This is a genomic window from Sinosporangium album, from assembly GCF_900100605.1.
GTDB classification, from domain to species: Bacteria; Actinomycetota; Actinomycetes; order Streptosporangiales; family Streptosporangiaceae; genus Sinosporangium; species Sinosporangium album.
This window is the reverse complement of record NZ_FNCN01000068.1, coordinates 1-9,570: the sequence shown is the minus strand read 5'-3', so window position 1 is coordinate 9,570 and position 9,570 is coordinate 1. Positions and strand designations below refer to the sequence as shown.

The 9,570-nt window shown below is 65.6% G+C and carries 13 protein-coding genes; 5 read left to right on the top strand and 8 right to left on the bottom strand.

What is annotated here, in order from left to right:
- Positions 1 to 140: 140 nt before the first annotated feature.
- The 4 genes from BLQ73_RS30380 to BLQ73_RS30365 all read left to right on the top strand — a co-directional run bounded on the left by BLQ73_RS30380 (position 141) and on the right by BLQ73_RS30365 (position 3,439).
- The gene (locus BLQ73_RS30380) at positions 141 to 1,508 is read left to right on the top strand and encodes a tyrosine-type recombinase/integrase (RefSeq protein WP_093176290.1); all 1,368 of its coding nucleotides are present in this window, start codon (positions 141 to 143) and stop codon (positions 1,506 to 1,508) included.
- Positions 1,509 to 1,835: 327 nt separating this feature from the next.
- A complete protein-coding gene (locus BLQ73_RS32990) occupies positions 1,836 to 2,759 on the top strand; it encodes a coiled-coil domain-containing protein (RefSeq protein ID WP_093176287.1) in 924 nt (307 codons plus the stop codon).
- A 31-nt stretch (positions 2,760 to 2,790) separates the two neighbouring features.
- Positions 2,791 to 3,093 carry a hypothetical protein gene (locus tag BLQ73_RS32985; RefSeq protein ID WP_093176284.1) on the top strand — a complete coding sequence of 101 codons (303 nt, stop codon included), beginning with the start codon at positions 2,791 to 2,793 and terminating at the stop codon, positions 3,091 to 3,093.
- A 76-nt stretch (positions 3,094 to 3,169) separates the two neighbouring features.
- Entirely contained in the window at positions 3,170 to 3,439 is a 270-nt protein-coding gene (locus tag BLQ73_RS30365; protein ID WP_143020541.1) for a hypothetical protein, read from the top strand.
- Here the strand turns inward: BLQ73_RS30365 and BLQ73_RS30360 are convergent.
- The 6 genes from BLQ73_RS30360 to BLQ73_RS30335 form a co-directional block, all read right to left on the bottom strand.
- Positions 3,436 to 3,897 (bottom strand): hypothetical protein, encoded by a 462-nt coding sequence (locus BLQ73_RS30360; RefSeq protein ID WP_143020540.1) that lies wholly within the window; start codon positions 3,895 to 3,897, stop codon positions 3,436 to 3,438. The genes BLQ73_RS30365 and BLQ73_RS30360 overlap by 4 nt on opposite strands.
- Positions 3,898 to 3,920: 23 nt before the next feature.
- A complete protein-coding gene (locus tag BLQ73_RS30355; protein WP_093176277.1) occupies positions 3,921 to 4,577 on the bottom strand; it encodes a hypothetical protein in 657 nt (218 codons plus the stop codon).
- 304 nt (positions 4,578 to 4,881) lie between these two features.
- Positions 4,882 to 5,622, bottom strand: a complete 741-nt coding sequence (locus BLQ73_RS30350; RefSeq protein ID WP_218126101.1) for a PP2C family protein-serine/threonine phosphatase — start codon at positions 5,620 to 5,622, stop codon at positions 4,882 to 4,884.
- Positions 5,623 to 5,629: 7 nt separating this feature from the next.
- On the bottom strand, positions 5,630 to 6,220 hold the full coding sequence (locus tag BLQ73_RS30345; RefSeq protein WP_093176274.1) for a UTRA domain-containing protein: 591 nt from the start codon (positions 6,218 to 6,220) through the stop codon (positions 5,630 to 5,632).
- A 90-nt stretch (positions 6,221 to 6,310) separates the two neighbouring features.
- Complete coding sequence (locus BLQ73_RS30340) at positions 6,311 to 6,865, bottom strand: NUDIX hydrolase (RefSeq protein ID WP_093176271.1); 555 nt, start codon at positions 6,863 to 6,865, stop codon at positions 6,311 to 6,313.
- 4 nt (positions 6,866 to 6,869) lie between these two features.
- Positions 6,870 to 7,673 carry a GntR family transcriptional regulator gene (locus tag BLQ73_RS30335; RefSeq protein ID WP_143020539.1) on the bottom strand — a complete coding sequence of 268 codons (804 nt, stop codon included), beginning with the start codon at positions 7,671 to 7,673 and terminating at the stop codon, positions 6,870 to 6,872.
- Between the two features lie 222 nt (positions 7,674 to 7,895).
- Between BLQ73_RS30335 and BLQ73_RS30330 the strand changes: the two genes are divergently transcribed.
- On the top strand, positions 7,896 to 8,135 hold the full coding sequence (locus BLQ73_RS30330; RefSeq protein ID WP_093176266.1) for a hypothetical protein: 240 nt from the start codon (positions 7,896 to 7,898) through the stop codon (positions 8,133 to 8,135).
- Positions 8,136 to 8,335: 200 nt separating this feature from the next.
- Here the strand turns inward: BLQ73_RS30330 and BLQ73_RS30325 are convergent, their stop codons facing one another.
- Positions 8,336 to 9,097, bottom strand: coding sequence for a GntR family transcriptional regulator (locus tag BLQ73_RS30325; RefSeq protein WP_093176263.1), 762 nt, complete (start codon positions 9,095 to 9,097; stop codon positions 8,336 to 8,338).
- Between the two features lie 235 nt (positions 9,098 to 9,332).
- Positions 9,333 to 9,524, bottom strand: a complete 192-nt coding sequence (locus tag BLQ73_RS35220) for a GntR family transcriptional regulator (protein WP_420820053.1) — start codon at positions 9,522 to 9,524, stop codon at positions 9,333 to 9,335.
- Between the last annotated feature and the right edge of the window lie 46 nt (positions 9,525 to 9,570).

The following is a 9,570-nucleotide window of genomic DNA, read 5'->3' as shown; positions in this document are numbered from 1 at the left end:
TTCGAATCCCACACCCTCCGCGAAGCAAAAAGAGCCGGTGACCTGCGTGAACAGGTCACCGGCTCTTTTTGTTTGCGGGTCTTGGGGGCACATTTGGGGGCACGGCCCGCCCGGCGCGCGGTTTCAGAAGGGAAGAGTCCGTGGCAGGGATCGAGAAGAGGACGGGCCCCAGGGGCACCACCTACCGGGTCTACTGGAGGGAGGGCGGCGGCCGCGCCGGGGCGCGCGACAGCGAGACCTGTGACGACAAGGGCACCGCCAGGCGGTTCAAGGGCCTGGTCGAGGCGGGCGGCGAGCGGCGGCCCGGGGGCTACCCCAAGGGCTGCAGGGGCCTGGGGACCGGCGACCCCGCCCCGCAGGGCCCGGCGAAGGAGGACGCCGACTCCGAGGCCTCCCGGCCCCGGGGCGGGGCCGTCCAGGCGGTCGACGCGCCGACCCTCGGCGAGGTGATCGGCGACTACCTCGCCTGGCTCACCCAGACCGGCAAGGCCGAGGCGCGGCAGGTCGCGGGCTACCGGCGGCTTTCGGCGGCCCACGTCTGCCCCGCCGTCCCCACGGTCAGGGGCGAGCAGGTCGGCCCCCTCGGCGGGATCGGCCTCCTGGAGGTCACCACCGAGATCGTGCAGGCGTGGGTGACCTGGATGGGCGAAAGGACCCACACGCGCACCGGCAAGCCAAGCCTCTACAGCCCCAAGACCATCGCCAACGTGCACGGGAGCGTGATCAGCCCGGCCCTGGCCTGGGCCGCCCGCAACCCCGACATCCCCCTCGGTGTCAACCCCTGCATCGGCGTCATCCTGCCCAAGCGGAATCGCAGGGTGACGCTCGATGAGGTGCCCACGGGTGAGGAGATCGCCGAGTGGATCAAGATCGCCTACATGGTGTCGCAGGTCGCCGGCGACATCGTCGTCCTCGCCCTCGGCGCCGGCCTGCGCTGGTCGGAGATGACGGCGCTGCGCCCCTGCGACATCGACCTGAAGCGCAAGACGCTCAGGGTCTCCCAGGTCGTCAAGGAGCGCGGCGAGACGCGGGAGCTGTACATCGCCGACTACGGCAAGAGCTCCAAGGCCTTGAGGACGCTGCGGATCGGCGATGAGGTCGTGCGGATGCTGGCGCGGCGCATGGAGGGCGTGCCGCGCAAGGCCCTGCTCTTCCCCGGCGCCCGCGGCGGCATCTTCCGCGCCGGCGCCTGGCACAGGACGCACTGGAGCAAGGTCGTCAAGCTCGCCAGGGCGCACGATGTGGAGACCCGGGCCACCGCCCACAAGCTGAGGCACGCGCACGCCGTGGCGCTGCTGGGCAAGCTGTCCTTGGACACCGTCTCCAAGCGCTTGGGGCATTCCAGCATCGTCATCACGGCCGACACCTACGGCCACTTGGACCCGGGGATGGACGGGGCTGCGGCCGACCTCCTGGACGCCGCGATGCGCGCGGACAAGCCCAAGAAGAAACCGAAGAAGAAGGCGAAGAAGGCGAAGAAGGAACGCAAGCTCGCCCTGGTCGCCTAGGAGCGGGCCCGCGACGACCTATGCCGCGGGCCCGCCCGGGCGAAGCCTACAGCCCGGGGCGCAGGACGCGCCCCGGGCCATTCATCCCCCAACCCGCGACCGAAGAGGGATCAAGATGTCGGACCCCCAGCAGATCGACGCCGCGCTCGGCCACGTCGGCACCGCCGTGACCGGCGAGGTGTACGGCCACCTCGCGGACGAGCTCGGCCAGGACTGAGCCTGCCGCCGGCCGGGCGGGCCGCGACGCCCGCCCGGCCCCGGCGCCGATGCGCCCCGGATTCATTCCATTCCATTCATTCCATCCGTTCCCGAACGAAATGGATCGCAATGAAACACATCACGTGCGCCTACCCCGGCTGCGGCCGGCCCGCCGCCGTCCCCTCGACCACCGCCAAGGCCGGCGCCCCGAGGAAGTACTGCGACCTCGTCGACGAACACGACCGCCGACTCCACACCGCCAGGACCGCCTTCAGGGAGAAGGAGCGCCTGGCGCGCGAGGCCGGTGAGGGCCGGGCGGTCGACGACGAGCGGCCCGTCGAGGTCGCGGCCACCACCGCCGCGCAGCTGCACGCCGAGGTGCGTCGGGACGTTGACCGGCTCACCGCCAAGCTCTCCGACCTCGCCGCGCAGCTCGATCTGCTCCGCGACGTCGAGGCGATGGAAGCCCAGCTGGAAGCCGCAGAGGCCGCGGCCGCCGAGAGGGTCGCCGCGATGCGCGCCGAACTCGCCGCCGAGCGGGAGCGGCGCCTGGCGGTCGAGGCCGACCTTGAGGAGGCGCGCCGCGCGGCGGCCGAGGCCGACGAGCAGGCCTGCGCGGCCGAACGGGGGGCGCAGTCCGCCGCCGAGGAGGCGGAACGCGCCCGGGCCGAGCTCGCCGAGGGCCTGGCGGCCGCCGCGCGGGACGTCGACGCGGCCCGGGCTGATGCGGCCGCCTCGATCGCGGCTGCGGAGAAGGACGCGGCCAGGAAGGTCAAGACGGCCGACACCGCGTCGGCGAAGGCCTCCGCCGAGGCCGAGGAGGCGCGAGCCGAGCTGGCCGGTGAGCGTGCGGCGTGCGCGGCCCGGGTCGCCGGCCTCGAGGAGAGCCGCAAGGAGATGCGCCGGCGCGCGGAACACGCGGAGGAGCTCGCTGCGGTCGAGCGCGCGGAGCGGGTACGGCTCGCGCCCCGGGCACCGCGCCGCGGCCGCCGCCGGCCGTCCCGGGTGCTCGTCGTCGAGGGCGCGCTGCTCTCGGCGCCGTCGACCGGTTGAAACTCTGCGAACCCCCGGACAGGAGAACAAGATGGTGCAGTTCAGGGCGATGGGTGACGACGCATCCGATGTCGATGAGGTACTCGACGTTGCGCACGCGTGGCTGCGCGAGTGCCCCGGCCTCGTGGTCGGGCCGACCACCCGCCTTCGCCACCGCAACGGCGGCGGCAGGCTGGTATTCGAGGTGATGCTCGCACGTCCGGCCAACCCCCCGGAACGGGTTCAAGCTGAGCGGATCGACGTCCAACCCGCCCGCAGTCCGCGGGCGGACGGCGGCCGACGAGCGGCCGGGCCTCCCCACCGGCGAGAGCTGCCGCCCGGCCGCTCCCGCTGATCTCATCGGAAACCGGTGACGGCACCGCTTGCCGGTGCTGGACGGGCTCAGAGACGCGGAGCGTACCATCGGTGGCGTGGACCACGTGGACGAGCAGGTGTGGACCGTCGCCTGGTGGCGCTCAGGGTGGGGCGTATGGCTCGGCGAGGACCCTGACTTCACGCGCCCGCCTACCTACACCACCGTCAACATCACGCACGCGGCGGCAGATGCGGCGTCTCACTGGGCCGTGGGCGTAGTGCCATCGCACCCGCGTCTGCGGGTGCGATGCCCGTACGGCGGTGACCCGGACGGCGAGACGGCCTTCCGCGCCCGAGCCGCCCGGCGGCGCTGGTGGCGGCCTTAGTAAGAAGCGATGTCGCGGGGCTTTTCGCAGTTCACCCGAGCCGATTCCCGAGTCGAGGCACGGTATTCCCTGCCGGTGTCGAAAGTCCCCGCGACGCCGACTTTCGCCCGGTAGCGTCCCGACAGGCATGGTGTGTGGGTGAGGACGTACCGGTGGTCGGAAGCCATGCGCGGGAACTTGTCGTTGCCGACGACCAGCCAGGGAGCGCCAAGCGACTCACGGTACTCCAATGTGATGGACAGCAATTGGGTGGCGACGCCCGGCGGGTCGGTGCACTCCTCGTTGACCAGGACGCGGACACGTGGCTTGGCCGAGCCGATGCGGACGGCTTCGATGTGGACGTAGCGTTCGCATCCCAGAGCGCCTGGCCTGTAGGGGGCGGTGGTGGTGCGCTTGTCGTCGCACCCTGCGGGTTGGGTGGCGAAGAGTACCGCCAAGGCGAAGGTCGCGAGTTTCACAGTGATCATTCCCTGCGTCGCCGTCACCGGTCCGTGAGCCGTGCCTTTGTCGCAGCGTCATAGGCTGCCGTTGCCCAGAGTTCGACCTGGATGGTGGAGTGGCCGTACCAGCCGGCGCCGGGCACGCTGACGGTGAGCAGGCCGCTTTCCGTGGCCTCGTCCAGGTACCGCACATCGTCGGCACCGAGGCCGTAGGGGTGGTTCACGATTACGGCAGGGGCGCCGCCTCGGGTCCACCCGCTCATGTGGTCGAGTCGAAAATGGTGGTGGCCGCCGCGCTTGTCGCAGCCGCGGCACCGGCCCTGCTCCAGCCAGGTGGGGCAGAGAGGCGCGGAGGAGCGGGCGAGTCTGAGCCCGTGGCCCTTAGCCCACTCGATCATCGCGACGCGTGAGCGCAGGTCGATGTTGGGGCCGTACGGCCAATCCCACTCGGAGGTGATTCCGACGAGTTTGGCGTCGGCTTGCGTGTAGGTGACCCCAGGGAGCCACCACCAGCGTGACCATTTGGTGCCGCGGCTCAGTTCGCCGGTTTGGATTCCCGCTCGCCGGGCGGCCCGGTGGAGGGCGTTGGTGGCGTGCCCTGCTTCGGCGGCGTGTTCGAGGAGGCGCTCGTCTTGGGCCATGCCGCCGGAGCCGAGGAGGTAGCCGTGCAGCCACTGCTCGGTTGCCGGGTTGTCCACGATGCCTCCTGTCGGGGAGGGGTATCGTGCCGACGATATGTCGGGGCCAGGGCGCTGCGCCGATGAACGGGGAATTGTTCGGTTCCGGCCAGGAACCAATGTCCGTGCGGTGGCTTCAGGCCAGATGAGCATGACAGCGGGGTATGGCGGCTCCCACGACCAATCATCTCGCCCCGGACCGGAACAGGTAAGTCAACCGCCCCCCTTGCGGTGCTTGCCATGCTCCGTGTGCGCTCGTAGCGTCACGGGCGGACGCGCCGACACGCAATGGGAAGTGCCTGGATTGAGGTAGGGAACCTCCGTTTCAGGTTATTTGGTTGAATGTGGCTTCCCGTACATCCATGACAACCACGGTGATGTTGTCCGGGCCGCCATGCTTGATGGCCAAGGCGACGAGGCTATCGGCGACATTCTCAGGGCTGGCAGAAGAACGTAGGGATTCGTGGATGAGTTCACTGCGTACGGCCGAGCTCAGGCCGTCGGAGCACAGCAGGAATCTGTCGTCGGCACGTAGCTCCCAGGTAGCCAGATCCGGCGATCGGCCGTCGGGACGGCCGTCGAGGAATCGGGAGATACGCCCCGAAAAGCCGGGGACGCTGCTGGCATCGGCGAGGAGGCGTTCGCAGGTGTGGTCCTCGGTGATCTGCACGAGTGAGGTCGTGCTGCTGGAGCCGGAATCGCGTAGCAGGTATGCGCGGGAGTCGCCAATGTGCGCGAGAACCGCCATTTTCCCTGACCACAACATCGCTACCAGGGTCGTTCCCATGCCGGCCAGCTCTGGTTGAACCTGGATCTTGCGCTGCAGGGTCTCGCTGGCTGAGTAGACCGCTCGCCCCAGAGTGTCCATCAGTTGCACCGTCTCGATCTGGCGGTCGTAGGGCCGCAGAGCGTCGATCACGGACGAGCTGGCGATCTCTCCGGCGTTGTGGCCACCGAGACCGTCGGCCACGGCGAGCAGGTGACGGCCCAAGAGGAAGGCGTCTTGGTTGCTGCGGCGCACGAGCCCTATGTGGGTGCGGGCGGCTGCTTCAACGGTGAGTGGCATCGTTCACTCACTTGGAAATGGAGATGGTGGGCCATGGGTCCTGGGCGGATGCATCGCGGTGCAGGACGTGAACGGTCTCGACTCGATCACTGGCCACGATGTACTCGGTTACTTCTATCGGTTGGCCGTCTTGCCCTGAGATGCCTTGTCGAACTATTTCGAGCACGGGCAGGCTTGTCGGGATCTCCAGAAGACCAGCCTCGTTTTTGGTCGGCATCCGTGCTCGGTGGAACTCCACCCAGCTGATGGGCCAGTGCCCCGCTTGTTCTAGTTGGTACAGCCAGTCTCCTGGCCCCCGAGTCTGCGAAGCGACCTCGGGAGCGGCGGCAACGCCGCGTGGATGAATCCACGAGATGTTGATCTGGAACGGCGGTTCGGACTCTGGCCCTGTGACGCGGAAGCGCCGCATGACTGAACTTCCCGCTGGTACGCCGAGCATCTTCGCGATCCGTGGATCAGCCAGAGGCTCGACCGATGCTTTGGGCAGGACGTGGTGCTTCCAGACCTCGCGTCCGGATGCCGAGGGGAACGAGTAACCAGGGCTATTGGTTGCAAGGTTCCTTTTGACCAGGTTTCCTCGGGGGCGACGTGATCTCATGAGATATGTCCTCGCCCGGCGCTATACCCCTGAACCATCTGGCGCTCCTCTCTGCGCGACCGAGCCCGTCTAGATGTTCGGATTTGGATGTCAAACTTGCTCGTTGAGCATCAAAAGAGTGTAGGCCGCAAGGGTTGAATCATCCACTATTACTCCGCTGCAGATCATTTCATTCACCTCCTTACGGGAAAACCACTGGTGTCGAAGGTCCTGCTCTTCAGCCTCCAGCTCGGGTTCGCCATGGCTTAGGCCCGTTGCGAGGAAAACGTCGAACCCTTGTGCTGTTAGGCCAGCGGCACAGTAGAGATGGCCAAGGTGTCGCATTGACTCAGATGAAAGGCCAGTTTCCTGGCGTAGCTCAATCCGGGCAAGCTGTTCGGGGTCAACAGTGGCCAGATTCGGTAGAGTGCCCTGAGGGAATTCTATGGATCGCCGACCGATCGGGTAACGATATTGCTCGATCAGATGGAAGCCGTCGTTCTCCATTGGGATAATGAGAGCGAAATCTGGCTTCTCGACATAAGAATACAACCCCCTTGAGCCATCCATGCGCTGGATTTCGTCATGACGCAACCGCATGTAAGGCGTTTCATGAACTATCGTGCTGGAGAGCTGCTTGATATTCGGTTCGATATTTTCAGGCATGGATCTATGCTCCGGGTCCGTAGCGGTAAATCAGGTCATGACGATCGCCAACAACGACGCGGTGAGTGACCTCAATGATAGAGCCGGATATGTCGTACGCGCGTCGCCAGAGAGTGAGGACAGGCTGATCTTGCCTGATTTCGAGAATGTGTTGTTCCTCTTTGTTTGGCAGGCGGCAAGTCACACTTTCTTCATAAATCTCGACGCGGTGGCCAATTTCCTCAAGCCTTGAGTAGATGCCCCCTGGTCCAGTATCGACTTGCAGAAGTCGCGGAATCTTCTCAGCGAATTGCCAGTTCACATATGTCGTAGACGTTTGAACCGGAGGGTCTCCTACAATACCTTGCGCCCTGGCGCGTTCAAGTACTTGTGAGCCGATGGGTACCGCAAGCCACTTTGCGAGGACGATATCTGCATGGATCTCTCGAACTGTCGTGCGCGTAAATGGTTCGCGCCCGGCTTGAAGTACCGACGCCGCGAATCCTCTCCAGTTTCCCACCTGCTTAGTTATGTCGCTGGCATCCCGCTGAACCGGCTCTGAAACGCGAATCTGAGTTCCTGTGCCCGGCTGAATCAACACCAGATTCTGGTCTGCCAGCAAGCGCAAGGCCCGGCGCACAGTTGAACGGTCCGCGCCGTACTCATTGGCGAGTTCCCGCTCGGAAGGCAGCCATGCGCCGGCGGCATAGTCACCCGCGACGATCTTTGCCGCGATTGCACTTGCTATCCCATGCGCCTTCGTCGGCGGTCTCGGCATACCCCTTGCCCTCCCCAGCGGGCTTCCAGCTCGTCTCAGCAGGTTGATCAACCTTCAGCCCACCATAGACGGGCGAAGAACCAGCTCAACAGCTACCAAAGCCAGACCACAGGCTCTTGTGGTAGGTCTTTGGTAGGCATACCATAAGCCTACCAACCGGCTTCTCTCTGTCTTCGCAAGCCAACGCAAAACGGGCTCGTCCGGTGTGGGTGCACCGAACGAGCCCTTGAACAGATCAGGAAGCACCAAGCGCGGCAGGATGACGACGGCCGGGTGCGGCTGTGGCTGGTCGATCCCGGGGACCCCGGACAGTGGGCCCTTGTCACCTACGTGCCCGGCGCCAACGATTTCGAGGTCTACCAGGTCGGGCCGCGGCCGGTATGGGACGAGGCGGTGGACGCCTACTTCCGGTGGGTGGGGTGGGGTGAACCCGGCCGCGACCGGTTCGGAGCGACCATAGCCCCGGAGGGCACGCGGCTCTGGCTGGATAACCCTGAGCGGATCATCAGCTGACGCCAGCATTCCCACCGTCAGGAGGCTGGCTCTGGCTATTGCTTCGTTCCGCCTCGTACCCCCTGAAGGGCAGTGGGTGTGACCAACCGGGCTCATGACAATTTGCGGTCGCAATGAGCAGGCCCCCGCGTAGCTTCATTCGCGGGGGCCTGTAAGCGCAAATAAGTGAGCTTTGTTCCAGTTTGTGCGCGATCACCCTATTAGGAACTGGTCGGGTCAACCTCCCAGGAGTAGTCGAGCTGCCAGTAATGCGTAGGCATAACGTGGACGCATACCTCGACCGGGCGGTTGCTTGATGTCCAGCCCACGTGATGAATCACGTAAACGCGCTGCTCGGACGACATCGACAGGAACTCGGCTTCAGCCTCGCTCGGCGGCCTGACGGTGATGCGCTCGGTCATGCGCGTCTGCTGAAAGCCAAGGTCGGCCATGCGGCTGACCATTCCGCCCGCCCCTTGCTCCGCCTCTTCCAGGACAGTGTCGGCCGCAATGTCCAGCGGGATGTAGGAGGTGGCGATCTGGACCGGCACATTGTCGGCGTACATCTGCCGCGAACGCGCAAGGACCTCGCCGCCGGGCGACACGCCGAGGATCTCGGCAACCTGCTCCGGCGGGAGGACCCTACTGATGGTCAGATCAGACTTGGGCGTCATGCCAAGCTGCCGCACCTCGTAGTCGAACGCGCCGTGCCCCTGCTCCCGGGCATGGGCCTGGTACCGAAGCGACGCATTGCGCACTATCGGTGATGTCATAGCGGTCACGTAGGTTCCTCTTCCCTGTTGCGTGCTGATGAGTCCTTCCCCACGCAGCACACGGAACGTGTTGTTGATCGCGCTTCGAGCCGTCCCAAACCGCTCGGCGAGTACGGGTTCCGGGGGAAGCAGCGACCCGTGTGGGTAGAGGCCGTCCATGATCTCCTGCCGCAGGATCGCAGCGATCTCGCGGTACGACAGCTTGATCATCTCTCGCCTCTCTACCTCTCAGGTGGGGTTAGCTTACGCCGAAACCGCAAACATCCAATGTTTCCCTTGACTCTTCCCGTGCAGGCAAGGGAAGCTGATACCCACAAACATTAGATGTTTAATGTCTGTGGCGGTATGGGAAGTCACCAGCTTGGTCCCCGAGCGTCTGGAACAGTTCATGCTTACCTGGGGCGCATTTACGCCGACGGCGGGAGATCCCGCGCACTGTCAGGCGTTATTGCAGGTCGCCAGGGGGAACGACAAACGTTCCCAAGCTTGGGACGGGGCGGACTCGACCCTCTTCGGTCAGGTACGCAATCACGTGCCGAGCGGTGTTACGGCCAACCCCGAACTCTTGCTGGATGCGCTGGATGCTGGGAATGAGCGTTCTGGGTGGATAGATGCCCGAATCAATGCGTTGGAGCATGATCTCGGCAACCTGAATCCACAGGGGTCGCTCCGGCTCCGGCTCC

Excerpts from the sequence above, each read along its gene's own strand:
- BLQ73_RS32985 (WP_093176284.1), top strand. The coding sequence starts at position 2,791 with ATGGTGCAGTTCAGGGCGATGGGTGACGACGCATCCGATGTCGATGAG.
- BLQ73_RS30350 (WP_218126101.1), bottom strand. The coding sequence starts at position 5,622 with ATGCCACTCACCGTTGAAGCAGCCGCCCGCACCCACATAGGGCTCGTG.
- BLQ73_RS30340 (WP_093176271.1), bottom strand. The coding sequence starts at position 6,865 with ATGCCTGAAAATATCGAACCGAATATCAAGCAGCTCTCCAGCACGATA.
- BLQ73_RS35220 (WP_420820053.1), bottom strand. The coding sequence starts at position 9,524 with ATGCTCCAACGCATTGATTCGGGCATCTATCCACCCAGAACGCTCATT.
- BLQ73_RS32990 (WP_093176287.1), top strand. The coding sequence starts at position 1,836 with ATGAAACACATCACGTGCGCCTACCCCGGCTGCGGCCGGCCCGCCGCC.
- BLQ73_RS30345 (WP_093176274.1), bottom strand. The coding sequence starts at position 6,220 with ATGAGATCACGTCGCCCCCGAGGAAACCTGGTCAAAAGGAACCTTGCA.
- BLQ73_RS30325 (WP_093176263.1), bottom strand. The coding sequence starts at position 9,097 with ATGATCAAGCTGTCGTACCGCGAGATCGCTGCGATCCTGCGGCAGGAG.